Raw genomic sequence first — 25,239 nt, forward strand, 5'->3', positions numbered from 1 at the left:
TCCGCCGCGGCCCGGCCGCAGACGCGGGCCGCGCCGTGCGTGGCCACGTGCAGGGCCCCGCGCGGAGGCGCCGCGTTCAGCCCCATCTCCACCACGATCGTGTCCGGCCGCGCCGCGAGCAGCACGTCGAGGGCCGCCGCCATCCAGGCGTGCCGGTGCGCGTCGCGGACGACCGCGACGATCCGCCGCTCCCCCGCCGCCCGCAGCACCGCGTCCGCGTCCACTTCCGCGTCCACTTCCGCGGCCCCGTTCGCCGCCGCGCCGGGACCGTAGGTCCCCGCGCCGGTCCCCGGCAGCAGCCGGGCGAGCTCCGCGCCGACGCCCCACGGCGTCTCGTCGCCGACCGCGATGTTCGCCCCGGGCATGAACGCGGCCACATACGCGGGCCCGGTCAGCGGGCCGGAACCGGTGATCCGCAGGGCGCGCCGGGCCGCTTCCAGTCCTACCCCGGGCGCGGGCGCGCTCCCCTCCGGGGCACCCGCGCCCGAGGTCCAGCGGGCCAGGGCCCGCACCCGTGCGGCGGCGTCGGCGAGCCGCCCCTCCGGCAGCTCGCCGGCGCGCACGGCGGCGACGAGCGCGTCGCGCAGCCGCAGCACGGTGTCCTCGTCGGCCAGTCCCCCGCCGACGCAGATCGCGTCGGCGCCGGCGGCCAGGGCCATGACGCTGCCGCGTTCGATCCCGTACCGCGCGGAGATCGCCTTCATCTCCATGCCGTCGGTGACGATCAGCCCGTCGAAGCCGAGGCCGCCCTCGGCCCCGGGGGCGCGCAGCAGCCCGTGCAGCGCGGTGGGGCTGAGGGTGGCCGGCAGGTCGGGGTCGAGCGCGGGCAGCAGGATGTGGGCGCTCATCACGGCGCGCGTCCCGGCGGCGACCGCCGCGCGGAAGGGGACGAGCTCCCGGGCCCGCAGCGTGGCGAGGTCCGCGTCGATGCGGGGCAGGTCGTGGTGGGAGTCGACGGCGGTGTCGCCGTGGCCGGGGAAGTGCTTGGTGCAGGCGGCGACGCCGGCGGACTGCAGGCCCTCGACATAGGCGGCGGTGTGGCGGGCCACCAGCCCGGGGTCCGCGCCGAAGGAGCGGACCCCGATGACGGGGTTGTGCGGGTCGGAGTTGACGTCGGCGGAGGGCGCCCAGTTGAGGTTGACGCCGCACGCGGCGAGCCGGCGCCCGAGCTCGCGGGCGACGGCGCGGGTCAGCGCGGTGTCGTCGACGACGCCGAGGGCGAGGTTGCCGGGGAAGGAGGAGCCGGTGCGCACTTCGAGCCGGGTGACGTCGCCGCCCTCCTCGTCGATGGCGACCAGTACGTCGGGCCGCTCGGCGCGCAGCCGTGCGGTGAGGGCGGCGAGTTGCTCCGGCGAGTGGATGTTGCGCCCGAACAGGCCGACGGCGGCGAGTCCCTCGCCGAGGCGGCGCAGCAGCCAGTCGGGCGCGTCGGTGCCGGTGAAGCCGGGCTGGAGGACGGTGAGGGCGTCCCGGGTGAGCGTGTCCATCGGTCAGTGCTAACCCTTCACCGCGCCGGAGGTAAGGCCGCCTACGGCCTTGCGCTGGAGGATGACGAAGAGGATGAGGATCGGGACGGCGAAGAGCGAGGAGGCCGCCATGGTGGCGCCCCAGTCGTCGCCGAAGGTGGTGCGGAAGCTCGTGATCCACAGCGGCAGGGTCTGGGAGGCGGGCTCCTTGTTGAGGATCAGGACCATCGGGAACTCGTTCCAGACGGTGATGAATCCGAAGAGCGAGGTCGCCATCAGGCCCGGCGCCAGCAGCGGGAAGATCACGCGGCGGAACGCCTGGGCGCGGGTGCAGCCGTCGACCATGGCGGACTCCTCCAGCTCCCTGGGCACGGCGGCGACGTAGCCGCGCAGCGTCAGGACGGTGAAGGGCAGCACCATGACGGTGTAGATCACGATCAGCGGCAGCAGGCTGTTCAGCATCTCCGCGTCGCGCACGATCAGGTAGTAGGCGATGACCATGACCTCCCAGGGGGCCATCTGGGCCATCATCATGACGAGGACGAAGCTCTTGCGGCCCTTGAAGCGCATACGGGCGATCGCGAAGGACGCGAACAGCGCGATGACCAGGGACAGGGCGACCGCGACCAGGGTGACGGTGAAGGAGTTGCCGACCAGGGTCCAGAAGCCGTCCGCGTGCACCGCCCGCTCGAAGTGCTCGAAGGTCGGGCTCGCGGGGAACCAGACGGGGGTGTCGGAGACGATGTCCTTGTTGGCCTTGAAGGCCGTGGCGAACATCCAGTAGACGGGGAAGGCGAAGACGGCGAAGAGGACGACCGCCGCCGCCCCCGGCCAGACGCGTCCGGCGAACGAGGACCTCACAGGTCGTCCTCCTCTTGCTTGAGTACGAGACGCAGGTAGTACGCCGTCAGGGCCAGCAGGATCACGATCGTGAGGATGGAGATCGCGGCGCCCATGCCGAAGTGCTGGTTGCCCATGCCCTCGACGAAGGCGTAGACGGGCAGGGTCTCGGTGAGCCGGTCGGGGCCGCCCTCGTTGATCACGAAGACCTGGGGGAAGGCCTTGAAGATCCAGATGATCTCCAGGAAGGTCGTGGCGAGGAAGAAGGGCTTGAGGAAGGGGAAGGTCACGGAGGTGAACTTCTTCCAGGTGCCCGCGCCGTCGAGCGAGGCGGCCTCGTAGAGCTCCTTGGGGATCGTGGTGGTCGCCGCGTAGAGGTTGATCGCGACGAAGGGCACCGACTGCCAGACGAGCAGCACGGTGATGACGAAGAACGTGGACAGCTGTCCGCTGGTCCAGTTGAAGTCGCGCATCGCGTGCCAGCCGAGCTGGTCCAGCAGGTAGTTGACCACGCCGAAGCGCTGGTCGAAGAGCCACTGGAAGACGGTGGTCGCGGCGACGACGGGCATGGCCCAGGCGAGCACGAGGCCGAGGGAGAGCAGCAGCCGCAGCTTGGTGCCGAGCCGGGCGAGCAGCAGTCCGACCAGACAGCCGACCACCATGATCAGGGCGACGTTGACGGCGGTGAACACCACCGACCGTCCGGTGACGTGCCAGAAGTCGGAACCGCCCAGGGCGTCCGTGTAGTTGCCGGCGCCGGCCCACTCGGTGACGTGGCGGATCAGCTGCCGCTTGTTGAGGTTCTGGAAGGACAGCAGGCCGTTCTTCAGCAGGACCCAGCCGAGCACCAGGACGGTGGCCGCGGCGGCGGGAAGGATCAGCAGGTACGGGACGCCGCGCGCGGCTCCCGGGCGGGCGGGGCGGGGTGGCGGTGCGCCGCCCTCGCGTATCCGGGGCGCCGGCTCGGCGGCCGTCGCCCGGTGGGTCTGCGCTGACATCGTCGTCCGCCTTCTCCCCTGCTGAAACGATGGTGCTGCTGAAACGGTGGTGCGGGTGGTGCGGGTGGTGCCCACAGCGCCGTACGGGCCGCCGTGGCGGCGGCCCGTACGGATCGCGGAACCGGAGTGGTTACTGCTTCTGTCCGAGGCGCTTGTTCATCTCGGCCTCGACCTGCTTGGCGGCGTCCTCCGGGGACTTACCGTTCAGCACGGCCGTCATGTACGCCTTGATCGGGTTCGGGGCGTTCTCGACCGCGGCCCACTCGGGGATCAGCGGGGTGGTGCCGCCGGTCTTCGCGGCGGGGGCCGCGGCCTCGGCGGCGGCGTTGCCCTTGAGGTTGGCCAGCAGCGACTCCTTGTTGGGGATGGAGCCGACCTCCTTGGACAGCGCGCCCTCGTTCTTGTCGGACAGCGCGATCTTCAGGAACTCCTTGGCGAGGTCCTTCTTCTTGCTGCCCTCGGCGATCGCGAGGTTGGAGCCGCCGAGGAAGACGCCCTCGGGCTTGTCGGCGGTCTCACCGGGCACGGTGAAGTAGCCGATCTCCTTCTCGATCTGCGGGTTCGCCTTGATCGCGGTGGCGGCCTCCCAGCCCATGCCGATGAAGGCGCCGGTCTTGCCCTTGGCGAAGACGTCGGCCTGCTGCGGGGTGGCCTCGTCCTTGTCCTTGGGGGCCTGGCTGAACGCCTGGTACTGCTTGTAGACGTCCATGGCCTTGGCGACCTTGGGGTCACCGAGGTTGGAGACCCACTTGCCGCCGTCCTTCTTCACCAGGTCCGCGCCGGTGCCGATGGTCAGGCCGTCGAAGAAGTACCAGTTCTGGCCGGGCAGGTAGAGCGGCTCGGCCTCGCCCTTGTCCTTGATGGCCTGGAGGTCCTTGAAGAAGTCGGCGCGGGTCTTCGGCACGTCCTTGATGCCCGCGTCGGCCCAGATCCGCTTGTTGTAGATGACCACGCGGTTGGCGGCGTACCAGGGCGCGGCGTACTGCGTGCCCTCGAAGACGGCCGGCTTGTTGAGGGAGTCGGTCCAGTCGGCGCCGATCTCCTTCTTCAGGTCCTTGAGGTCGGCGAGGCCGCCGGTCTCCGCGTAGGAGGGGGTCTGGGTGTTGCCGATCTCGAAGACGTCCGGCGGGTTGGACTCCGAGAGGGCCGTGGTCAGCTTCTGCTGGATGCCGTCCCACTTCTGGACCTGGATGTCGAGCTTCGCGCCGGTCTTCTGTTCGAACTCGGCCTGGACGGCCTTCGTCCAGCCCGGCGGATTCGAGCCATCCATGAACCACACGGTCAGCTTCTTGCCCTGGGAACCGCCGGCGTCGTCGCCGCCGTCATCGGACCCACCGGACCCACAGGCAGCAACACTCACCAACATGGCCGCGACACCCGTCGCCGCTATGAGCCCTCGCTTCACAGCACTCTCCTCAAGGACCGGATGTGGTCTTTAATGGTTTAGACCAGTGCCCGCAGCTTGGCCTAGACCTTTTGGGGTGTCAAGGGTGTATAAGAGTCGCTGTCGGCTCCGTTACCGGACCGACACCTCGAGGTCCGCCCGGGTATCTCCGGGCCCCTCGGGCTCGGCCCGTGCCACCATGTGACGGCGATGGACGGAGGAGCGCCGGTGACGGCAGCAGGATCGGAGTCGGGAAGGCACGCCATGGCGACCGAGGACGGCACGGAGAGCGGCGGCGCCGGGACAGGCGTGCGAACGGCGCGCGTTCCCAAGTATTACCGGCTCAAACGCCATTTGCTGGACATGACCGAAACCATGCCCCCCGGCACCCCGGTGCCGCCGGAGCGCACCCTGGCGGCCGAGTTCGACACCTCGCGCACCACGGTGCGCCAGGCGTTGCAAGAGCTGGTCGTCGAGGGCCGGCTGGAGCGCATCCAGGGCAAGGGGACGTTCGTCGCCAAGCCCAAGGTCTCGCAGGCGCTGCAACTGACCTCCTACACCGAGGACATGCGCGCCCAGGGCCTGGAGCCGACCTCCCAGCTGCTGGACATCGGCTATGTCACCGCCGACGACCGCCTGGCCGGGCTGCTGGACATCACGGCGGGCGGCAGGGTGCTGCGCATCGAGCGGCTGCGGCTCGCCAGCGGCGAGCCGATGGCGATCGAGACGACCCATCTGTCGGCCAAGCGCTTCCCGGCCCTGCGCCGGAACCTCGTCAAGTACACCTCCCTGTACACGGCGCTGGCCGAGGTCTACGGCATCCATCTCGCGGAGGCGGAGGAGACCATCGAGACCTCCCTGGCCACCCCGCGCGAGGCCGGGCTGCTGGGGACGGACGTGGGCCTGCCGATGCTGATGCTGTCCCGGCACTCGCTGGACGCGGAAGGCCGCCCGGTGGAGTGGGTCAGGTCCGTCTACCGGGGCGACCGCTACAAGTTCGTGGCACGGCTGGAGCGCCCCACGGAGCAGTAGGGCGTTGGGGGAGCCCAGGTCTAGTCCTATTGACGCCCATGACGGCGGCTCATAGTGTCGCGGCAGCCGAACCTCTGGCCATACGTTCATGTACGTACGTTGCGAGAGGAGGACCATGCACCCCTCGCGGAAACTCCTGGCCCACGGTGAGCTGCTGCGCCGTCTCGCGGACGGCCGGGACTTCCGGCCCGTCCACCTGCGGCTCGGCATCGGGGCGACCGGCGACGCGATCGCGCTGATACGGGAGTTCGCGTCGCACGGCGGCCGCGCGGTGACCTTCGGCGGCGGCCCCGTGGACGGCGACAGCGCGTGCACGGCGCATCCCGGTTACCCCGCCGTCTGCGACGCCGCGCACGAGGAGGGCCTGCGCATCGGCCTGGACACCGACGGCTCCCGCCTGGACCACCCCGCCGTGGCGGAGTGCGTCGCCTCCACACACACCCGGGTCCGGATCCGCCTCGGCGGCCCGCCCGGCGCCTGCTCCCCTTCCCTGCCGGAGCCCGGCCGGCTGCGGCAGTCGGCGATCGACCCGGACTTCCGCATCGGCTTCCACTGTCCCGTCACGGCCGGCGATCACCGCGGGATCGTTCCGGCGGCGCGCGCGGCCCGCGACGCGGGGGCGCACTACATACGCTTCGAACCGGAATTCCCCGGGACGCTGGGCCTGCGGTCCATCGCCGCCCTCCAGTCGCTGATGCACGCGGTGACCGAGGCGCTGTCGGAGGCGGCGGCCCTGGCGGACGGCGACTTCGCCGTCTCGTTCCCGGCGGAGCCGGAGCAGGAGGAGGCCGGGGAGGACGGGGAGGCCGGCGGCTTCGCGCACTGCCACTACAGCCGCTTCGTCACCACCGTCGACCCGGACGGCCATCTCTACCCCTGCCCGCAGGTCCACGGCCATGCCGCGTACCGCCTGGGCAATGTCGTCGAACACGGCTACGCCGCCGTCCTCGACGGCGAGCCGCGCGCCGCGTGGCAGGCGGCGGATCCCCTGCGCACGGACGTGTGCGGCTCCTGCGCGTACCGGCCGCAGAACGAGCTGCTGGAGCGGGTGCGCGACGGGCGCGTACCGCCGGCCGCGACGGACAGGGCGGCCGTGCTGCACGCGGAGTTCGTCTGACGTACGGCCCCGGGGCGCCCCTACCCCGCCCCGCCCGCGTTCACGGCCGTGACCAGCACCGACCCGATGATGATCAGACGTTCCGTCAGCGCATCCAGCTGCTGCCGCTGGTCCGCCGGCAGGTGCCAGTCCTCCCACCAGACCGCCTCCTGCTGCGAACACGGCTCCGGCCGTTCCGTCTCCCACTCCCGCGCCAGCCGGGCCGCGAGCGGCAGCGCGGGCCGGGCCTGGGCCGCGTAGGCGTCGAGGAGCGCAAGCATGTGACTGTGCGGCAGGTAGCCGCGCCACGCCTCGGCGACGTGCTCGGCGAGCCTGCCGACGTCCTCCAGCCACAGCACGTGCTGCGTCGCCCAGCCCTGCGGATTCCGGCAGGCGGGCATGCCCGGCAGCAGCCGCGGCTCCACGGCCTCGCGCCGGGCGAAGAAGTCGCGGCCGAGGGCGATTTCCTCGGCCGTGGGGATCCAGGAACGCTCCTGCAGAGCGATGGCGGCGGCTTCGACGGCGTCGAGGGCGTGGGTCATTCCGCCACGGTACGCGACGCCGTACGACCCCTCGCCGGGGCCGCCGGACCCACCGCCTTGAGGGTGCTGAGCACCGGCGCGCTCTCCAGCGCGAGGATCGCGTCGAGGGCGCCGAGCCGCAGGGTGAGGTAGCGGTGCAGGTCCGCCGGGTCCGTGCACAGCGCGTGCGCGAGGAGGTTGGTGCGCCCGGTGGTCGCCGCCACCACGGCGAGCTCGCGGTGCCCGGCGAGCGCGGTCGCCACGCGGTCGAGGTGCGCCGGCGCGACGGACATCCACAGCAGCGCCTGCGTCGTCACCCCGAAGCCGGCGGTGTCGGCCTCGACGTCGAAGAACACCGCGCCCCGCGCCCGCAGATCGGCCAGCCGGCGGGCGGCGGTCGCCTCCGACAGGCCGCTGACGGCGGCCAGTTCGGCGTAACCGGCCCGCCCGTCCCGCCGCAGCACCTCCAGCAGCTCCTGGTCCCCGGCACGGCGCTGCTCCTGCCCCGGCTGCGCGCTCACCGCCACGCCGAGCGGCACGAGCCGTTCCCGCTGTTCCGCGCTGAGCGCGTCCGCCCTGCCCCGCCACGACGTCGGGCCCCCGAGGTACATGTGCAGCAGGCAGTGCGCGGACACCGCCGTGATCCCGGCCCTGCGCGGAATGTCGTGCAGCAGCAGCGAACGCGACCCCGCCGCACCGTGCGGCGCGTGCACGACGGCGAAGATCTCCGTCCCGCCGGAGGTCATCTTGACCCACGACGTGTCGTCGCGCCGCGCCAGCGAATGCGCCAGCGCCTGCGCGGTGCCCGGCGTGGCCGTCAGCCGCACCAGCCACTGCGTCAGCCCGGCGGCCCCGGGGTCGGCCACCCCGACCACCCGCAGCCCCGCCTCGGCCCGCAGCCGCCGGTAGCGCCGCGCGATCGTCTGCGTCGACACGCCGAGCACCCCGGCGATCCTGCTGAACGGGGCGCGCCCGTCGATCTGCAGGGCGTGGACCAGACCGCGATCCAGCTCGTCGAGCATGCAGCACCACCCTCCCCACCGGCCGGACGTCTCCGGAACGGGTACCCCGTGCGGCCCCCCGCAAGAATCGTCGCCTACGCCCCGGCCCGGCCGGCCGTCGCGGTGATCAGCGCGAGCACGGCGGCCGTGACGGGCACGGCGTAGCCGGTGGCGGCGCCCAGGTGCTCCACGCTCCAGCCGCCCGCCGCCGAGCCGGCCGCGATGCCGGCGAGCAGCGCCGTCACGGCCAGCGTCATGCTCTCGTTCAGCCGGCCGGCCGGCGCCGTGCTCTGCACCAGCCCCATGCCGGTGACCATGGTCGGCGCGGTCGCCATGCCCGCGAGCAACAGGGCACCGGCCAGGACCAGGAGGCTGCCGGTGGCGGCCGCGAGCAGCGGCAGGAAGGCCATGCCGGCCATCCCCGCCAGAGCGCGCCGGAAGCGGGCGCCCGCCTCTCCGGCCGGGCGGAGCAGCCCGTACAGCAGACCGGCGGCGCACGATCCGGCCGCCTGGAGTCCCAGCACGGCCCCGGCCGCCGGGCGGTGGCCGAGCGCGTCGGCGAAGCCGATGGTCACCACCTCCAGCGAGCCGAACAGCGCGCCCGTGCAGACGAAGACGCCCAGCAGCACGACCGGCCTGCCGCTCCCGCGCCCGGCGGCCACACGGGGCGCCGGCGGCGGCTCGGTGCGCCGCTGGGCGGCGAACAGCACCGTGCCCGTCAGGAACATCGCGGCGCCGGCGAGCGTGCCCGCCTCCGGGAAGAGCGACGTGCACAGGAAGGCGGCGAGCACCGGCCCCAGCATGAAGCACGCCTCGTCGGCGGCCTGTTCGAAGGAATTGGCGGTGTGCCGCGCGGCCGGGTCGTCGCGGAGGAGGTACGCCCAGCGGGCCCGCGCCATCCCGCCGTTGTTGGGCGTGGTCGCGGTCGCCGCATACGCCGCGAACAGCGTCCACGTCGGCGCGCCGTAGCGCACGCACGCCACCAGCGCCAGCGATGCCAGCGCGGCGACGGCGGCGGCGGGCACGGCGACGCGGGCCTGCCCGTACCGGTCCACGAGCCGTGCCGTCCACGGCGCGACGACGGCCGTCGCGGCGAGCCCGGTCGCGGTGACGGCACCGGCGAGCGCGTACGACCCACGCGCGGCGGAGATCATCAGTACGGCGCCGACCCCGAACATGCCCATGGGCAACCGCGCGAGCAGCCCCCATACGACGAACGCCCGGGCGCCGGGCACGGCGAGCAGCCGCCCGTACGGACCGGACGGCTCGCGCGGCCCGCACCGCGCCACGCCGGACTGGTCCGCGGCCACGAGGGTGGCGCCGGAGACGGCGAGGAGCGGGGTGCGGGAGGCGGTGGAAGAAGGCATGCGCCAAGCCTCGCCGGAGGGCGGGCCGGGGGTCCAACACCTGCTGAGCGGCCATTCACACACTTCTGTTGTCAATGGCCGCCGGGCGGAATATCCCTTTGCGAGGGCACCGGTCCGCCGCCCAGACTGGAACGATGCTGATCCGCCGGGAAACCCCCGCCGACGTACCGGCCGTGCGCGCGGTCACCGCGGCCGCCCTCGCCCGGGCGGGCGCGTCGCTGCCCGTCGAGGTCACCCTCCTCGACGCACTGCGCGGCACCCGCGACGCCTGGCTGCCGGCGCTGTCGCTCGTGGCGGCCGGTGAGCAGGGGCAGGTCGTCGGGCACGTGGTCCGCACCCTGACCGCCCACCGGCCGGAGCTGCGGGGCACCTTCGCCTACGCGGAGCCGTTCCGGGCGGTCTCCGCCTGAGACGGCAGGTCCCGCCATGTCCTCGCCACCGCTCCGCTTCCGCGATCCGCAGAAGACGAAGTACGACTTCCTCGGCCTGATCCTCGTCCGCTGCCCGGCCTGCGCGGGGCCGGCGCGGGTCGTGCGGAGTCCGGGTGATCAGGGCCCGAGCCTGTTCGTACCGCGCCGGCTGACCTGCGGCGGCTGCGGAACGGCCCGCCGCTGGGCGGGCAACGTCGTCCCGCTGCACCGTGCGGGCGGCGGCGCCGTCCGCGAGCCGTACTTCGGGGCCCCGCTGTGGCTGCAGACCGAGACCCGGCACGGGTGGCTGTGGGCCTACAACCCCGAGCACCTGGAGCTCGTCCGCCGGTTCGTCCAGGCGTCCCTGCGCGAGCGGGCGCCCTGGTACGAGCACGGGCGGAAGATGACGGTGGTCGGCCGGCTGCCGGCCTGGGTCAAGCGCGCGAAGAACCGCGAGGAGATCCTGCGGGCGATCGGCCGGATGCCGGACGTCACGCCGGGGGCGCGGCGGGGGTGACGGGCCCGGCAGGCGGGCCGGGCGGGCCGCGCCGCAGTGTCGTCCTTTCGGCCGCGTCCGCGTAGCGGGGGCCCCGGGTGCCCGGGAAGCTGCTTGCAGGGCTGAGGCGGCCCGGTCAGGAGATCCCGTGAACAGCACCCCGAACACACCTCAGCGCCCGGCGCGTCGCGGGCGCGTCCTGGGGATCCTGCTGCTCTCGTGCGTGCTCGGCATCGGCGGGCTGCTGGCGATCCTCGACTTCCGGTCCGCCGACGGACCCTGCGACCAGACGCCGACCGGCATCGCCACCGACGACTACTGGCTGCACTTCAAGGTGCCGGCCGGGCTGATGCCTGACCACCAGTTCGACGGCCGTCCGGCGAAGCTCCAGGTCCACCGCGTCCGGCCGGAGTACCAGCACGGCAAGTGCGAGCAGACGCCCGTGCGGGCCGCCGTGCTCGTGCACGGCCGGACGCTCCCCGGGTCGGTCGCCTTCGATCTGCAGGGCAACAGCCAGGGCGGCAACGCGCTCAGCGTGCAGGCAGGACTGGCGCGGGCGGGCATCGACACCTTCGCGCCGAGCATGCTCGGCTACGGCCGCTCCACGCGCTTCGACCACGGCCTGGACGATCCGGACAACGCCAGCCTGCGGGCCTACGCCTCGGACGGCTCCTGCCCCTTCGGCGAGGGGTGCGACCGCACCCACAACCCGGTCTTCCCCCTCGACCAGCAGGGGACGGTCCTGGCCACCAACCCGCTTCGCGGGCAGCGGCACGCGCACTCCAGCAACGTCCGCTTCGGCACCACCGACGTCTGGGCCCGGGACATCGGCCAGGTCGTCGAGGACGCCGTCGACCGCGCCAGGCCGACGGACGGCAAGGTCACGCTCCTCGGCTACTCGCTGGGCGGGCAGCGCGTGGCGCGGGCCCTGTACCCGGGCAACACGCACGTCCCCAACACCGGCGCCGTGATCGCGAAGGTGAACCGCGTCGTCTTCCTGTCGTCCATCTTCGGCGGCCCGACGGAGGACAGCCAGCCGCCCGGGGGATTCGTCTCCTTCCCCCTGACCGTCGGCGAACGCAAGGGCATCGACAGCGGCTGGGCGATGCCGCCGTCCAGCGAGAAGGACTGCACCGGCCACGTCGTCCCGGGCAGCCCGGACCAGACCTGGAAGCAGAGCATGAAGGAGGACGTCCTCGGCCGCGACTGGGGCGGGACGGACGCCTCCCACCCGGCGGGCGTCCAGCGTTCGCCCACCTTCTCCGGCTACGGCTGGAACGCCGCCGTCGCCGGACAGCTGACCGCGCCGACCCTCGTCGTTCACGGACTCGACGACAAGGTGCTGCCGGCGTCGAACTCGACCGACATCTACGGCGCGCTTCCGTCGTCCATGTCCAACAAAGTGCTGGTCCAGGTCAGATGCGCGAGCCACCAACTCCTGACGGAGGGCTGCTCGGGCACCCGCTGCAAACCCCCGGCCCACACGGCGGCCTACGGCCAGGAGCCCGACACCCCCTGGGACGGCCCGCACGCCACGCTCAAGGCGGCGCTGATCGAGTGGATCACCAAGGGGACGTTCAACGGGAAGGCGAGCGGCAAGTTCACGATCGACACGAGCGGAGTGGCTCACTAGCGTGCGGTGGCTTCGGGACACGGCGCGGGGCCGGCACCGGCCGGCCGGGTCCCGAAGCCACCGGACCGTCACCGCGCCAGGACCGACATCACCACCGCGTCCACCCGCTCCCCCTCCCACAGCAGCGCCTCTCGGAGCACGCCCTCGGCGACGAAGCCGGCCTTTTCGTAGGCGCGGCGGGCGCGCGGGTTGAAGGCGTAGACCTCCAGGGAGATGCGGTGCAGCCCCAGCCGCCGGAGGCCGTGGTCGACGATCAGCCGGGTCGCCTCGGTGCCGAGTCCCCGGCCGTGGACGCCGGGCACCAGGCAGATCCGGAAGCCGCAGCTCTCGTTGCCGGGGTCCCAGTCGTTGAGGACCACCTCCCCGACGACCTCCCCCGTGGCCCGCTCGACCACGGCGAGGTCCAGCCGGCCGTCCTGCTCGCCGCGGGTCGCGTACCAGGTCCGTATCGCGGCCTCGTCGAGTTCGGCATGGCTGCCCGTCAGACGTGCCACCTCCGGGTCACGCAGCATGGGCAGGAGCGCGGGGACGTCCTCGGCGGTGACGGGGCGGAGCCGGACGAGCTCCCCGGTGAGGGTGGGCTTGTGGCGGAAGCCGGTGGGTTCTTGATCGGGCATGGTCGCATTGTGTCGGTCCCCCGGAGGCGCGTCATGCGGATATCCGGCCGGTCCGTCAGCCCACCAGTTGGCCGGCCGCGTCCCGGTGCTCGCCCTCGCCGGGGGCGGGGACGCGGCCGTCGGGGCGGTGGCGGGAGGCCGGCCACCAGTTGGCCCGGCCGACCAGGGACATGATCGCGGGGACCAGCAGGGCGCGGACCAGGGTGCAGTCGAGGAGGACGGCGACGGCCAGGCCGAAGCCGATGAGCCGCAGCATGACCAGGTCGCAGGCGGCGAGCGAGGCCATCACGACGGCGAAGACGACGGCGGCGGTCGTGAAGAGACGGCCGGTGCGCTGGAGGCCGGTGGCGACCGCGAGGTCGGTGGGGGCGCCGTGGCGGTGTTCCTCCAGGATGCGGGAGAGGAGGAAGACCTCGTAGTCCATGGACAGGCCGAAAGCGGTGCAGAACATCACGGCGGGGATGATCACGTCGGTGGTGCCGGTGCTGTTCACCGGGCCGAACAGGGCGTCGAGGCGGCCCTGCTGGAAGACGGCGACGACGATCCCGAAGGTGGCGGCGAGGCTCAGCGCGTTGAGCAGGACGGCCTTGAGGGGGACGAGCAGGCTGCGCGTGTAGAGGAAGAGCAGGACGAGCGTGGCGGCGACGGTCAGCAGGACGGCCAGCGGCAGCGGGTCCCGCAGCGCGTCCTCGGTGTCGGTCAGCCGGGCCCCCGGGCCGCCGACCAGGGCGGGTACGGGCGCGCGGACCTGCCGCAGGCGCTCGGTCAGGCGGCGGCCGGCCGGGGAGAGGGGGGAGTCGCCCACGGGGGTGACGCTCAGCCAGCTGCCGGAGGGGCCGGTGTAGGCGGCGGCCCAGCGGCCGGGGGGCGCGATGAGCGTGCCGTCGCGGTAGACGCCGGTGGCGGTCCGGACGCGGCGTACGTCCGGGAGGCGGGACAGGCGGCGGGCGTAGGCGTGCAGGGCGGCCGCGTCGGAGGCGGAGCGCAGGCTCGGCGCGCGGGCCCCGCGGGCGGGGGGCGGTTCGGTGTCGGTGTCGGCGTCGTCGCCGGAGTCGGGGGTGCCGGTGTTCGTCCCGGCGGCGCCCGGGTCGTCGGTCGGCAGTGCGACGTGCAGATCGGGCAGGACGACGCTCGCCGCGTTGCCGGTCTCTCCCGCGAAGTCGGTGCGCAGGCGCCGTGCCGCCTGGGCGACCGGTGAGGACGCGGGGAGGATGCGGTCGTCGTACATGCCGAACCGCACGGCGGCCCCGGGGGCGGCGAGCAGGCCGAGGAGGAGCAGGGTGCCGAGGGCCACGGCCGCGGGGCGGCGGGTCACCCACAGTGCCAGCCGGTACCAGCGGCCCTCCGCGAGCGGGCGGCCGGCGCCGCGGCGCCAGCGGGCGAAGAGGTCGAAGCGGTTGACGCGCGGGCCGAGCAGGACCAGGAGTGCGGGCAGGACGAGCAGTGCCCCGGCGGCCGAGCAGACGGCGACGGCGGCTCCGCCGAGGGCGAGGGAGCGGGTCAGCGGGAGGGGGAAGACCATCAGGGCGCCGAGCGCGGCGGCGACCGTTGTCGCGGAGAAGGCGACGGCACGGCCGGCGGTGCGCAGCGCGCGCTCGGCGGCGAGGACGGGCGTGGCCCCGTCGGCGAGTTCCTCGCGGTAGCGGCTGACCATGAGCAGGCAGTAGTCGACGGCGAGTCCGAAGCCGAGCGCGGTGGCGATGTTCAGGACGAACACCGAGACGGTCATGACCTCGGTGAGCAGGCGCAGCAGGGCGGTCGTGGTGACGACGGCGAAGCCGCCGACGACGACGGGCAGGAGAGCGGCCACGAGGCTGCCGAAGATCCACAGCAGGACGAGGAGGACGAGCGGCGCGACGACGAGTTCGGCGACGAGGGCGCCTTCGGTGCTCAGGCGTTCCATCTCGGCGAACAGCGCCGCCTCGCCGGAGACCCGCACGGTCAGCGGTCCCCGCCGTCCGGCCTCGCGGTCGGCGACGGCCTTGCTGGCGTCGAGGCGGGCGCGCTCGTTCCCGGCGAACCGTACGGCGATGACGGCGCTGTGCCGGTCACGGCTGCGGAGTTCGTGGGTGTGCTGCGGCCAGTAGCCGTGCACCCAGGCGGTGCGCGGGTCGGCGGTGAGGCGCCGGGTCAGGGCGCGGCCCGCGCGCTCGGCGTCGGGCGCGTCGACCGAGCCGGGCGCGGTGGCGACCAGCAGGAGGTGGGGTTGCCCGGCGCCGAAGCGGGCGGCGAGGAAGGCGTCGGCCCGGGTGGACTCCGCCCGCTGCGGGGTCCAGCCGCCCGGGGCGAGCCGGGTGCCGGTCCCCTGTCCGGCCACGGCGGCCAGCAGGGCCACGACGCACAGCAGGAGGAGGGTGCCGAGCGCGCGCCGGGGGGTGCCGTGGGCGGCTCGCGCCACGAGGGAACGGCGGTGCTGGAGGAAGGGCATCTCGTGGGCGTCCTTCGCGGGTTGGGGCTGGGCGAGGTGGACACGGCACACGGCGCGGTCGTTCGGTGACGCCGCCCCACAGCACGCGTTCGCAGCGCGTGTTCAGCAGAATAATCAGCTCATGACTTTAAATGCCTACATTTCGCGCTATTCGGGCGCGGCGGGCATGTCGAGACGGCGGGACGTTGTCATACCGATATCCGGACGGGGGGTGACGCCCGGAGGCGGCCTCCCCTAGATTTCCTGCGCATTACGCAAGATCACACACTGGGATCGCGCAGGGGACGGAGTCATTGCATGTCCGAACCACCTGGGAACGGCGGCCGCGAACGCGTCGTCGTCACCGTGCCACTGATCGTCGCGGGCATATGCCTGGCCCTGCCCTTCGGGGCGATGCTGTGGGTCGACTCCTACTCCCGGCTCACCCCGGCCCTCATCGGCATCCCGTTCTTCTACTGGTACCAGATGCTGTGGGTGGTGCTCTCCACGGCCCTCACGGTCGTCGCCTACGCCATCGTGCGCCGGCACGAGCGGACGACCCGCGCCCGCCGGGGCGGTGAGCAGCGGTGAAGGACGGCGTGAACGGCGTGGCACTCGCCGTCTTCATCATCTTCTTCCTGGTCGTGACGGTCATGGGCTTCCTGGCCTCGCGCTGGCGGCGTGCCGAGAACGCCGACAACCTCGACGAGTGGGGGCTCGGCGGCCGCTCCTTCGGCACCTGGATCACCTGGTTCCTGCTCGGCGGCGACCTCTACACGGCGTACACCTTCGTCGCCGTCCCCGCGGCGATCTACGCGGGCGGGGCCGCGGGCTTCTTCGCGGTGCCGTACACGATCCTGTGCTACCCGCTCGTCTTCACCTTCCTGCCGCGCCTGTGGTCGGTGGCGCACAAGCACGGATACGTGACGTCCTCGGACTTCGTGCGCGGCCGCTTCGGGTCCCGGGGGCTCTCGCTGGCGCTCGCGCTCACCGGGATCCTCGCGACGATGCCGTACATCGCCCTCCAACTCGTCGGAATACAGGCCGTTCTGGACGTCATGGGCGTGGGCGGCGGCGAGAACACCAACTGGTTCGTCAAGGACCTGCCGCTGCTGATCGCCTTCGGTGTGCTCGCGGCCTACACCTACTCCTCCGGGCTGCGCGCGCCGGCGCTGATCGCCTTCGTCAAGGACGCGTTGATCTACATCGTCATCGGCGTGGCGATCGTCTACATCCCGATCCGCCTGGGCGGCTTCGACCATATCTTCGCGAAGGCGGGCGAGGCGTTCGCGACCACAAACCCCAAGACCGGGAAGCCGAGCGGTTCGCTGATCACCGGGGGGCAGGCGCAGTGGTCGTACGCGACGCTCGCGCTCGGCTCGGCGATGGCGCTGTTCCTCTATCCACACTCGGTCACGGCCGTGCTCTCCAGCCGCAGCCGCAACGTCATCCGCCGCAACACCACGATCCTGCCGCTGTACTCGCTGATGCTGGGCCTGCTGGCGATGCTCGGCTTCATGGCCATCGCCGCCGGGATCAAGGTCAAGAACGGCCAGCTGGCGATCCCGCAGCTCTTCGAGAACATGTTCCCGGACTGGTTCACGGGCGTGGCGTTCGCCGCGATCGGCATCGGGGCGCTCGTGCCGGCGGCCATCATGTCGATAGCCGCCGCAAATCTCTTCACGCGCAACATCTACAAGGAGTTCATCCGGCCGGACGCGTCGCCGGAGCACGAGGCGAAGGTCTCCAAGCTCGCCTCGCTGCTGGTCAAGGTGGGCGCGCTCGCCTTCGTCCTCACGATGGACAAGACGGTGGCGATCAACTTCCAGCTGCTCGGCGGCATCTGGATCCTCCAGACGGTGCCGGCGCTCGTCGGCGGCCTCTTCACCCGCTGGGCCCACCGCTGGGCGCTGCTCGCCGGCTGGGCGGCGGGCATGGCGTACGGGACGTGGAAGGCGTACGAGACGCCGAGCGCGACCCAGCCGCATTTCGGGAACACCAACCTGATCCCGCTCATCGGGGAGAAGGGGTACATCGGGCTGACGGCCTTCGTCCTCAATGTGATCGTCGTCATCGTGGCGACGTTCGTGCTGCGCGCGGTCAAGGCGCCGGACGGGGTGGACCAGACGCGCGCCTCGGACTACACGGCCGATGCCGGCGATCCCGGGGTGAGCGCGGAGCTGCCCCCGGCGACGGCTGGAGCGCCCGGCGGGCACTAGGAGCGGGGGCCCGCCGGGCCCCCTCGCCCCGGCCCTCCAGGGGGCCGTCACGACCCGCACGACGGGGCGTGGCGGCCCCCTCTCGCATGCCTCCTCCGCTTGCCCGTTAGCACATTCCGCGACCACCTCATGACGGGGCGACACAACATGTGGGGGCGCGTACGGAGCCCGGCACTAGATGTATGCTCGTCCTCGCTGTCGCCGCAGGGGAATCCGGTGGAAATCCGGAACTGTCCCGCAACGGTGTATGTGTGCCCATATACGCACCACCAGTCCGAGGACCTGCCGGCAGCACACCCACGACCGAGCCCGCTCGGCACGGGTGTTGGAAGACGTCCGGGCCTCGCGGTTGGGCCGATGGGCGCTGTGCGGCATGCCCTCGTGCACGTGGCATGCCGGCGAGCGATCCGTCGAGCACCTCCCGCCCAGGCCCCCAGCCGAGCGAGGGAGAGCCACACGTGACCATCGCGCCCGCAGATCCGGTTTCAGGTTCCGTCACCACCACGGACGCCGGCGGTCCCGGGACCGCGCTGCTGCGCACCCTGACCGATCTCACCGCAGATCTGCCCGCCACCGACCCGGGCAAGGTCGCCGCCGCCGCGCTGCGGGGCCGTCACCCCGGCTCGGACGAGGCCGAGCTGCGCTCCCTCGCCACGGAGGCCGCGGCCGGTCTGATCGCCGAGGAGCCCGAGTACTCCAAGCTCGCCGCCCGGCTGCTCACCCGCGCCATCGCGGAGGAGGCCGCCGGACAGGGCGCGACCTCCTTCTCCGCCTCGGTCGCCGTCGGCCACCGCGAGGGCCTGATCGCGGACGACACCGCCGCCTTCGTGCGCCAGCACGCCGAGCGCCTGGACGCCCTGGTCGACGCCGCCCTCGCCGACGGCGCCGACGACCGCTTCGGCTACTTCGGCCTGCGCACCCTGCACAGCCGCTACCTGCTGCGCCACCCCATCACCCGGCAGGTCGTCGAGACCCCGCAGCACTTCCTGCTGCGCGTCGCCTGCGGTCTGGCCGAGGACCACTCGGAGCGGGCCCTGGAGGACGTCGCCGAGCTCTACCGGCTCACCAGCACGCTCTCCTACCTGCCCTCCTCCCCCACTCTCTTCAACTCCGGCACCCGCCACCCGCAGATGTCCTCCTGCTATCTGCTGGACTCGCCGCTGGACGAGCTGGACTCGATCTACGAGCGCTACCACCAGGTCGCGCGGCTCTCCAAGCACGCGGGCGGCATCGGCCTCTCCTACTCGCGCATCCGTTCGCGCGGCTCCCTCATCCGGGGGACCAACGGTCACTCCAACGGCATCGTGCCGTTCCTGCGCACCCTCGACGCCTCCGTCGCCGCGGTGAACCAGGGCGGCCGCCGCAAGGGCGCCGCCTGCGTCTACCTGGAGACCTGGCACGCCGACATCGAGGAGTTCCTGGAGCTCCGCGACAACACCGGTGAGGAGGCCCGCCGCACCCACAACCTGAACATCGCCCACTGGATCCCGGACGAGTTCATGCGCCGCGTCGAGGCCGATGCCGACTGGTCGCTGTTCTCCCCCGCCGACACGCCGGACCTGGTCGACCTGTACGGCGACGAGTTCGACGCCGCCTACCGCCGCTACGAGGCCGAGGGCAAGGCCGTCAAGCAGATCCCGGCCCGCGTGCTCTACGCCCGCATGATGCGCACCCTCGCGCAGACCGGCAACGGCTGGATGACGTTCAAGGACGCCGCCAACCGCACCGCCAACCAGACGGCCGAGAAGGGCAAGGTCGTCCACTCCTCCAACCTCTGCACGGAGATCCTGGAGGTCACCGACGACGGCGAGACCGCGGTCTGCAACCTCGGCTCGGTCAACCTCGCGGCCCACCTCGGCACCGACGGCGAGATGGACTGGGAGAAGCTCGACCGCACGGTCCGCACGGCCGTCACCTTCCTCGACCGCGTCGTGGACATCAACTTCTACCCGACCGAGCAGGCCGGCAACTCCAACAGCCGCTGGCGCCCGGTGGGCCTGGGCCTGATGGGTCTGCAGGACGTCTTCTTCCGGCTGCGCCTGCCCTTCGACTCCGCCGAGGCGAAGGAGCTGTCCACCAAGATCTCCGAGCGCATCATGCTCGCGGCCTACGAGGCGTCCGCCGACCTCGCCGAGCGGCACGGCCCGCACCCGGCCTGGTCCGCGACCCGCACCGCGCGCGGCGTGCTGCACCCGGACCACTACCCGAACGCCGTCCCGGCCTGGGCGGACCGCTGGGAGGCCCTGCGCGGCCGCATCGCGTCGGTCGGCATGCGCAACTCGCTGCTGCTCGCCATCGCGCCCACCGCGACCATCGCCTCGATCGCCGGCGTGTACGAGTGCATCGAGCCGCAGGTCTCCAACCTCTTCAAGCGCGAGACGCTCTCCGGTGAGTTCCTCCAGGTCAACACCTACCTGGTGGAGGACCTGAAGAAGCTCGGCGTCTGGGACCGCACCACCCGCGACGCCATGACCGACGCCAACGGCTCGATCCAGGACATGCGCTGGATCCCGCAGGAGGTGCGCGACCTCTACCGCACCGCCTGGGAGATCCCGCAGCGCGCGCTGATCGACATGGCCGCGGCCCGTACGCCGTACCTGGACCAGAGCCAGTCGCTGAACCTCTTCATGGCCTCGCCCACCATCGGCAAGCTCAGCTCGATGTACGCGTACGCCTGGAAGCAGGGCATCAAGACGACGTACTACCTGCGCTCGCGCCCGGCCACCCGGATCGCCCGCGCGGCCTCCGGCTCCACCGCCGCCACCATCCCCGTGCAGCAGGCCGCGCCCGACGCGGACGCCATCGCCTGCTCCCTTGAGAACCCCGAGTCCTGCGAGGCCTGCCAGTAATGTCCGCCGCTGAACAGAAGAACCTGCTCGACCCGGGCTTCGAGCTGACGCTGCGCCCCATGCGGTACCCGGACTTCTACGACCGCTACCGCGACGCGATCAAGAACACCTGGACCGTCGAGGAGGTCGACCTCCACTCGGACGTCGCCGACCTGGCGAAGCTGTCCCCGGGTGAGCAGCACATGATCGGGCGCCTGGTCGCGTTCTTCGCGACCGGCGACTCGATCGTGGCCAACAACCTCGTGCTGACCCTGTACAAGCACATCAACTCCCCCGAAGCGCGCCTGTACCTCTCGCGGCAGCTCTTCGAGGAGGCCGTGCACGTCCAGTTCTATCTGACGCTGCTCGACACCTACCTGCCCGACCCGGAGGAGCGCGCGGCGGCCTTCGCGGCCGTGGAGAACATCCCCTCCATCCGCGACAAGGCGCAGTTCTGCTTCAAGTGGATGGACTCGGTCGAGAAGATCGAGCGCCTGGAGACGAAGGCCGACCGCCGTCGCTTCCTGCTCAACCTCATCTGCTTCGCCGCGTGCATCGAGGGCCTCTTCTTCTACGGCGCCTTCGCCTATGTGTACTGGTTCCGCAGCCGCGGCCTGCTGCACGGCCTGGCGACCGGCACCAACTGGGTCTTCCGCGACGAGACCATGCACATGAACTTCGCGTTCGAGGTCGTGGACACCGTCCGCCAGGAGGAGCCCGACATCTTCGACGACGAGCTCCAGCAGCAGGTCACCGACATGCTGAAGGAGGCCGTCGAGGCCGAGCTCCAGTTCGGCCGCGACCTGTGCGGCGAGGGTCTGCCGGGCATGAACACCGAGTCGATGCGCGAGTACCTCCAGTGCGTCGCCGACCAGCGCCTGACGCGCCTGGGCTTCAAGCCGGTCTTCGGCTCGGAGAACCCGTTCTCCTTCATGGAGCTCCAGAACGTCCAGGAGCTGACCAACTTCTTCGAGCGCCGCGCGTCCGCGTACCAGGTGGCGGTCGAGGGCACGGTCGGCTTCGACGAGGAGTTCTGATCCTGTAGTCCCCGCGGGTTGAATCCCCGCGAACGCGGCATCGCGTGTCTCCCGTCCGGGAACCCAGTGGACCCGGACGAACGGAGACACGCGATGCCGCGTTTTATGATGATCGTCAAGGCGAGCGAGGAGTCCGAGGCCGGCGAGCTGCCGGCCAAGGAGATGATCGCCGAGATGAGCCGGTACAACGACGAGCTGGTCCGGGCGGGCGCGATGCTCGCCGGCGACGGGCTGTTCCCCAGCTCCCGGGGTGCGCGCGTGACGTACTCCGGGGGCCCTCCCGTCGTCACGGAAGGGCCCTTCGGCAACACCCGGGAGCTGATCGCCGGCTACTGGATCATTCAGGCCGGCTCCATGGACGAGGCCCTGGAGTGGGCCCGGCGCATCCCCTTCCGGGAGGGGACGGTCGAGGTCCGGCAGATCTTCGAGCCCTCCGACTTCCCGGCCGACGTCCTCTCCCCCGAGGACGCGGCCCGCGAGGAGGCCCTGCGCGAGGAACTGCGCAACAGGGCGCAGCAGTAGCCCGGGGGCGTCGAGCCCCCGGGGGCGGGTCACTCGTTGGGGACGACCGGGTAGCGCGGGATGCCCTCGGCCATCTGCTTCAGCGCGTCCTTGCGCTCGCGCTTGGAGAGGCGGTCGATGTAGAGGCGGCCGTACAGATGGTCCGTCTCGTGCTGGAGGCAGCGCGCGAAGTAGCCCGTGCCCTCGACGGCGATCGGGTTGCCGTGCAGGTCCTGGCCGCGGACGACCGCGTAGTCGGGGCGGGCCAGCGGGGCGTAGGCGGTCGGGACCGAGAGGCAGCCCTCGTTGGAGTCGTCGAGGACGCGGCGCTCGGCCGGCAGCTCGTCGAGGACCGGGTTGCAGACGTGGCCGACGTGGCGGACGCCCTCGTCGTCGGGGCAGTCGTAGACGAAGACCTTGAGGTCCACGCCGATCTGGTTGGCGGCCAGGCCCACGCCCTCGGCGGTGCGCTGGCTGGCGAACATGTCGTCGATGAGCTTCGCGAGCTCGTCGTCGAACTCGGTCACGTCCTGGCACTCCTTGTGCAGGACGGGGTTGCCGACGACGGTGATCGGACGGGACGTGCCGCGCTCGCGGTGGGCGCGCTCGCGCTCCTCGCAGTCCTCGGTGTCCACGATGAACTCGGAGGCGGCCTTCCCGGTCTCCTCGGTCACCGACTGCTCAGTGTCTTGCTGCGCCATGTCCGCCGTATGCCTCTCTCACAACCCGAAAACGTTATCTGTACAGGGTACGGGGGGATGGCTGCCCGCTCTCAGCAGACCTCTTCGAGATCCCGCCATTCCCGGGTGTCGGGGCTGTCGGCGACCCAGCCGTCCAGCAGGCCGCGCACCAGCCCGGCGGGCGCGGCGATGCCGCACTCGCGCTCGGGCACCCACAGCGAGCCGGAGCCGGCCGTGCGGTGGCCCAGCGGGCCGGGGTGGCCGGGTTCGCTGTGGTCGTGCGGGTCGAGGTGCTCGCCGTCGCCCTCGTCGCTGGGCATCCGGCTCTCGGAGCAGGTGCGGCACAGCAGGCGCACCGAGGACGACCAGTCCTCGGCGGCGAAGCCGGCGTCGGCCGCGAGCCGCTCCAGGGCGTCCCGGTCGGCCTCCGTCGCGGCCTCCAGCAGCACCACCCAGGTCGGCACGGGCGAAGGGGCCCACAGCTCGATCTCGTCGAAGACCGGGTAGGAGGGCCCGGCGGCCGTGACGCGCTCGCCGTGCGGGACGCCGTCGTGCAGCACGACCTCGCCCCAGCGGCGGCCGGACGACGGCAGCGGGATGGACAGCACCTCCATCCGCGCGGGGTCGAGCCGGCGGCCCCAGACGACCTCGGCCTCGCCCTCCGGGGAGAGCCGCACCGCCGCGCTGCCCAGCTCCATCCCGACCGGCTCGCCGACCGGGCCGCCCTCGCCGGGCACCCGCAGCCCGTACGCCTGCCAGGCGCGGCGGGCCAGCGGCCAGTCCTGGAGGGCGGTGGCGGCGATGCCCACGTTCCACCAGTCCGGGGCGCCGGTCTCGCGGTCCAGCAGCGCGACGGCGCGCAGGCCGGCCGCGCGGGCCTGCTCCCAGTCGTGCCGGAACTTGTGCAGGAGCGCGAGGTTGAACCACGACTCGGAGAGCCACGGCTCCATGTCGGCCGCGCGCGTCAGCAGCGCGCCCGCGTCCTCGTACCGGCCGTCGCCGATGAGAGTGAAGGCACGGTCGGTGGCCTGCCGCCATGAGGCGGAAGGCCGGTGCCGCACCTTGCCGAAGATCTTCACGATTCCCGCCTGCCGGTTTCTGCGTGGGCTGTCGCGCGTCTCGCCGCGGGCGACCACCCCGGATGGACCACGTGCCGGGCGCCGTCCGTCCCGACGGCGGACCGCCACGGCTCACGCGCTCCGGGGAACGGTGCCCACCAGACCTCCTTGCCGACGACGGTGCGCACGACACCCCCCGATTCCGCGTTCACGTCATTCTCTTCGTCTTCTTCGCATCCAACCATGCCCCTTCGGACGCCCGCTCATTACCCGTGGGTTCATGGTGGTACTCGGGATCGCCCCCGAGTCTCAGAGGTCCGGTGGTGCGGGGCCGCCGCGGGCGAGCACCCTCGCGAGCGCCTCCACCACCCGGGGCTCGTGGTCGTGCGCGGTCGACAGGCGCAGGCGCTCCAGCGCGCGCAGCGGGCCGCACGCCGGGTCGGCGGTGAGGTCGTCGTAGGCGTTGGCGGTACGGACGATACGCGCGGTGAGCGGCTGGTCGCGGTAGGGATCCGCCTGCCGTTCGACCACCACGGCGACCTCGGCCTGCACGCCGGTGCGGCGCACGACGGCCCCGCCGAGCAGGGCGATCCGGCGCCGCTCCTCGGGCGGCAGGGGCTCGGTCGCCCCGGCGGGCACCGGGTCGAGGAGCGAGAGCTGGCCGATGTCGTGCATCAGCGCGGCGTGCTCCACGACGGTGAGGTCCGCCCCGGACAGGCCGAGTTCCCTGCCCACGGCCCGGCTCAGGCCCGCCACGCGGCGGGCGTGGCCGGCCGGGGTGTAGCCGGCGATCTCCGTGGCGCGGGCGAGCGAGGCGATGGTCTGCCGGCGGGTGGCGCGGACGGCCTCGTAGCGGTGCACGGACAGTTGCGTGACGAGCAGGGGCAGGGAGAGCGCGGGCAGCGCCCACAGCCCGGCCGCCGCGACGGCCAGGGCCATGACGACGCCGGTCGCCCCGACGGCCGTGCCGATGCCGGGCAGGGACCGCAGTTCGTCCCGCAGGACCGGCCCGTACGGGCCCCCGGTGCGGGCCCGGGTGAGCGCGGCGGCGAGCACGGCGTCGCACAGGGCGGTGAGGGCGAGCAGGACCAGCAGCAGGAGCACGTAGTACGGGCCGTGACCGGGCCAGCGGGCGAGGACCCCGGCGTGGTGCAGCGGCTGGAAGCAGACGGCCGCGAAGGCGGCGTTCAGCACGCGGCGCGCGAGCCGGTCGAGCGCGGGCGGCCGGCCGACGGCCCCGGCGAGCGTGGCTCCCAGGACGACGGCCACGACCTGCGGGGCACCGTGCGAGGTGGGCTCCCCGCCGACCTCGCCGAGCAGCGCGTAGGCGAGCGTCCCGGCGGCACCGAGCGGGGCCGCCTCCCGCACCCCCGGCCCGCTACGCCGGGGGCCGCGCCGCACGGCCTCGCCCAGCGCGATCAGCACCCCGTACGCCAGGGCGACGCCGGGGTCGGCGACCCCGCGCCACGCGGTCCAGGCGAGCGCGGCCACGGCCGCCAGCGCGGCGATCCCGTGCACCCCGCGCACGAGCCCGCTCCCGGGAGCGGCACGCCGGGCGGCGGGAGGGGCCGGGACGTCCGGCGGGTAGGAGGGGCGCGGGGGCACGGCCCGGGCGTCCGCCCCGGCTCCCGTCGCCGGGCCGGCCTGG

Annotated in this window: 22 protein-coding genes and 1 riboswitch; of the genes, 10 read left to right on the top strand and 12 right to left on the bottom strand. The window is 72.5% G+C overall.

Going from position 1 to position 25,239, the window contains the following annotated elements:
* The 4 genes from AB0K09_RS02825 to AB0K09_RS02840 form a co-directional block, all read right to left on the bottom strand.
* Window positions 1-1,487: glycoside hydrolase family 3 N-terminal domain-containing protein (locus AB0K09_RS02825; protein ID WP_366063439.1), on the bottom strand; the 1,487-nt coding region annotated here is incomplete at its 3' end.
* 9 nt (window positions 1,488-1,496) lie between these two features.
* Complete coding sequence (locus AB0K09_RS02830) at window positions 1,497-2,327, bottom strand: carbohydrate ABC transporter permease (protein WP_366063440.1); 831 nt, start codon at window positions 2,325-2,327, stop codon at window positions 1,497-1,499.
* Complete coding sequence (locus AB0K09_RS02835) at window positions 2,324-3,304, bottom strand: sugar ABC transporter permease (RefSeq protein ID WP_366063441.1); 981 nt, start codon at window positions 3,302-3,304, stop codon at window positions 2,324-2,326. Before AB0K09_RS02835 ends, AB0K09_RS02830 begins: the two co-directional genes overlap by 4 nt.
* Before the next feature lie 130 nt (window positions 3,305-3,434).
* Complete coding sequence (locus AB0K09_RS02840) at window positions 3,435-4,709, bottom strand: extracellular solute-binding protein (RefSeq protein ID WP_366063442.1); 1,275 nt, start codon at window positions 4,707-4,709, stop codon at window positions 3,435-3,437.
* 243 nt (window positions 4,710-4,952) lie between these two features.
* Between AB0K09_RS02840 and AB0K09_RS02845 the strand changes: the two genes are divergently transcribed.
* Both AB0K09_RS02845 and AB0K09_RS02850 read left to right on the top strand, forming a co-directional pair.
* On the top strand, window positions 4,953-5,720 hold the full coding sequence (locus AB0K09_RS02845; RefSeq protein ID WP_366063443.1) for a GntR family transcriptional regulator: 768 nt from the start codon (window positions 4,953-4,955) through the stop codon (window positions 5,718-5,720).
* 115 nt (window positions 5,721-5,835) lie between these two features.
* Window positions 5,836-6,837: an SPASM domain-containing protein gene (locus tag AB0K09_RS02850; protein WP_366063444.1), complete on the top strand. Its 1,002-nt coding sequence runs from the start codon at window positions 5,836-5,838 to the stop codon at window positions 6,835-6,837.
* 20 nt (window positions 6,838-6,857) lie between these two features.
* Here AB0K09_RS02850 and AB0K09_RS02855 read toward each other — a convergent pair whose 3' ends face one another.
* The 3 genes from AB0K09_RS02855 to AB0K09_RS02865 form a co-directional block, all read right to left on the bottom strand.
* Window positions 6,858-7,358 (bottom strand): hypothetical protein, encoded by a 501-nt coding sequence (locus tag AB0K09_RS02855; RefSeq protein WP_366063445.1) that lies wholly within the window; start codon window positions 7,356-7,358, stop codon window positions 6,858-6,860.
* Window positions 7,355-8,359 (bottom strand): AsnC family transcriptional regulator, encoded by a 1,005-nt coding sequence (locus AB0K09_RS02860; RefSeq protein ID WP_366063446.1) that lies wholly within the window; start codon window positions 8,357-8,359, stop codon window positions 7,355-7,357. The genes AB0K09_RS02855 and AB0K09_RS02860 overlap by 4 nt, the downstream gene beginning before the upstream one ends.
* 74 nt (window positions 8,360-8,433) lie before the next feature.
* A complete protein-coding gene (locus tag AB0K09_RS02865) occupies window positions 8,434-9,705 on the bottom strand; it encodes an MFS transporter (RefSeq protein ID WP_366063447.1) in 1,272 nt (423 codons plus the stop codon).
* Between the two features lie 134 nt (window positions 9,706-9,839).
* Here AB0K09_RS02865 and AB0K09_RS02870 point away from each other — a divergent pair, with 134 nt between their 5' ends.
* The 3 genes from AB0K09_RS02870 (at window position 9,840) to AB0K09_RS02880 (ending at window position 12,244) form a co-directional block, all read left to right on the top strand.
* Window positions 9,840-10,115: a hypothetical protein gene (locus tag AB0K09_RS02870; RefSeq protein ID WP_366063448.1), complete on the top strand. Its 276-nt coding sequence runs from the start codon at window positions 9,840-9,842 to the stop codon at window positions 10,113-10,115.
* 16 nt (window positions 10,116-10,131) lie between these two features.
* Window positions 10,132-10,632, top strand: coding sequence for a hypothetical protein (locus tag AB0K09_RS02875; protein WP_366063449.1), 501 nt, complete (start codon window positions 10,132-10,134; stop codon window positions 10,630-10,632).
* A 127-nt stretch (window positions 10,633-10,759) separates the two neighbouring features.
* A complete protein-coding gene (locus tag AB0K09_RS02880; protein WP_366063450.1) occupies window positions 10,760-12,244 on the top strand; it encodes an alpha/beta hydrolase in 1,485 nt (494 codons plus the stop codon).
* Window positions 12,245-12,312: 68 nt separating this feature from the next.
* Here the strand turns inward: AB0K09_RS02880 and AB0K09_RS02885 are convergent, their stop codons facing one another.
* Together AB0K09_RS02885 and AB0K09_RS02890 are read right to left on the bottom strand one after the other, a co-directional pair.
* Window positions 12,313-12,861, bottom strand: a complete 549-nt coding sequence (locus AB0K09_RS02885) for a GNAT family protein (protein ID WP_366063451.1) — start codon at window positions 12,859-12,861, stop codon at window positions 12,313-12,315.
* A 55-nt stretch (window positions 12,862-12,916) separates the two neighbouring features.
* Window positions 12,917-15,340, bottom strand: coding sequence for an MMPL family transporter (locus AB0K09_RS02890; RefSeq protein WP_366063452.1), 2,424 nt, complete (start codon window positions 15,338-15,340; stop codon window positions 12,917-12,919).
* 246 nt (window positions 15,341-15,586) lie between these two features.
* Here AB0K09_RS02890 and AB0K09_RS02895 point away from each other — a divergent pair, with 246 nt between their 5' ends.
* The 5 genes from AB0K09_RS02895 to AB0K09_RS02915 all read left to right on the top strand — a co-directional run bounded on the left by AB0K09_RS02895 (window position 15,587) and on the right by AB0K09_RS02915 (window position 21,874).
* Entirely contained in the window at window positions 15,587-15,859 is a 273-nt protein-coding gene (locus AB0K09_RS02895; RefSeq protein ID WP_366063453.1) for a DUF3311 domain-containing protein, read from the top strand.
* Window positions 15,856-17,487: a monocarboxylate uptake permease MctP gene (gene mctP / locus AB0K09_RS02900; protein WP_366063454.1), complete on the top strand. Its 1,632-nt coding sequence runs from the start codon at window positions 15,856-15,858 to the stop codon at window positions 17,485-17,487. The genes AB0K09_RS02895 and mctP overlap by 4 nt, the downstream gene beginning before the upstream one ends.
* A 169-nt stretch (window positions 17,488-17,656) precedes the next feature.
* Window positions 17,657-17,792, top strand: a riboswitch (cobalamin riboswitch).
* A 153-nt stretch (window positions 17,793-17,945) separates the two neighbouring features.
* Complete coding sequence (locus tag AB0K09_RS02905) at window positions 17,946-20,336, top strand: ribonucleoside-diphosphate reductase subunit alpha (RefSeq protein WP_366063455.1); 2,391 nt, start codon at window positions 17,946-17,948, stop codon at window positions 20,334-20,336.
* Complete coding sequence (locus AB0K09_RS02910; protein WP_366063457.1) at window positions 20,336-21,352, top strand: ribonucleotide-diphosphate reductase subunit beta; 1,017 nt, start codon at window positions 20,336-20,338, stop codon at window positions 21,350-21,352. The genes AB0K09_RS02905 and AB0K09_RS02910 overlap by 1 nt, the downstream gene beginning before the upstream one ends.
* 93 nt (window positions 21,353-21,445) lie before the next feature.
* Entirely contained in the window at window positions 21,446-21,874 is a 429-nt protein-coding gene (locus AB0K09_RS02915; RefSeq protein WP_366063458.1) for a YciI family protein, read from the top strand.
* A 29-nt stretch (window positions 21,875-21,903) separates the two neighbouring features.
* Here AB0K09_RS02915 and def read toward each other — a convergent pair whose 3' ends face one another.
* The 3 genes from def to AB0K09_RS02930 all read right to left on the bottom strand — a co-directional run bounded on the left by def (window position 21,904) and on the right by AB0K09_RS02930 (window position 25,109).
* Window positions 21,904-22,554, bottom strand: coding sequence for a peptide deformylase (gene def, locus AB0K09_RS02920; RefSeq protein ID WP_366063459.1), 651 nt, complete (start codon window positions 22,552-22,554; stop codon window positions 21,904-21,906).
* Window positions 22,555-22,625: 71 nt separating this feature from the next.
* Window positions 22,626-23,612 (bottom strand): hypothetical protein, encoded by a 987-nt coding sequence (locus AB0K09_RS02925; protein ID WP_366063460.1) that lies wholly within the window; start codon window positions 23,610-23,612, stop codon window positions 22,626-22,628.
* A gap of 288 nt (window positions 23,613-23,900) precedes the next feature.
* Window positions 23,901-25,109 (bottom strand): HD domain-containing protein, encoded by a 1,209-nt coding sequence (locus AB0K09_RS02930; RefSeq protein WP_366063480.1) that lies wholly within the window; start codon window positions 25,107-25,109, stop codon window positions 23,901-23,903.
* Window positions 25,110-25,239: the final 130 nt, after the last annotated feature.

The organism is Streptomyces sp. NPDC049577, from assembly GCF_040675635.1.
GTDB lineage: Bacteria > Actinomycetota > Actinomycetes > Streptomycetales > Streptomycetaceae > Streptomyces.

Bases quoted from the DNA above. Each gene is read 5' to 3' on its own strand.
- AB0K09_RS02835 (WP_366063441.1), bottom strand. From the start codon at position 3,304: ATGTCAGCGCAGACCCACCGGGCGACGGCCGCCGAGCCGGCGCCCCGG.
- AB0K09_RS02845 (WP_366063443.1), top strand. From the start codon at position 4,953: ATGGCGACCGAGGACGGCACGGAGAGCGGCGGCGCCGGGACAGGCGTG.
- AB0K09_RS02850 (WP_366063444.1), top strand. From the start codon at position 5,836: ATGCACCCCTCGCGGAAACTCCTGGCCCACGGTGAGCTGCTGCGCCGT.
- AB0K09_RS02855 (WP_366063445.1), bottom strand. From the start codon at position 7,358: ATGACCCACGCCCTCGACGCCGTCGAAGCCGCCGCCATCGCTCTGCAG.
- AB0K09_RS02860 (WP_366063446.1), bottom strand. From the start codon at position 8,359: ATGCTCGACGAGCTGGATCGCGGTCTGGTCCACGCCCTGCAGATCGAC.
- AB0K09_RS02865 (WP_366063447.1), bottom strand. From the start codon at position 9,705: ATGCCTTCTTCCACCGCCTCCCGCACCCCGCTCCTCGCCGTCTCCGGC.
- AB0K09_RS02870 (WP_366063448.1), top strand. From the start codon at position 9,840: ATGCTGATCCGCCGGGAAACCCCCGCCGACGTACCGGCCGTGCGCGCG.
- AB0K09_RS02875 (WP_366063449.1), top strand. From the start codon at position 10,132: ATGTCCTCGCCACCGCTCCGCTTCCGCGATCCGCAGAAGACGAAGTAC.
- AB0K09_RS02885 (WP_366063451.1), bottom strand. From the start codon at position 12,861: ATGCCCGATCAAGAACCCACCGGCTTCCGCCACAAGCCCACCCTCACC.
- AB0K09_RS02895 (WP_366063453.1), top strand. From the start codon at position 15,587: ATGTCCGAACCACCTGGGAACGGCGGCCGCGAACGCGTCGTCGTCACC.
- AB0K09_RS02910 (WP_366063457.1), top strand. From the start codon at position 20,336: ATGTCCGCCGCTGAACAGAAGAACCTGCTCGACCCGGGCTTCGAGCTG.
- AB0K09_RS02915 (WP_366063458.1), top strand. From the start codon at position 21,446: ATGCCGCGTTTTATGATGATCGTCAAGGCGAGCGAGGAGTCCGAGGCC.
- def (WP_366063459.1), bottom strand. From the start codon at position 22,554: ATGGCGCAGCAAGACACTGAGCAGTCGGTGACCGAGGAGACCGGGAAG.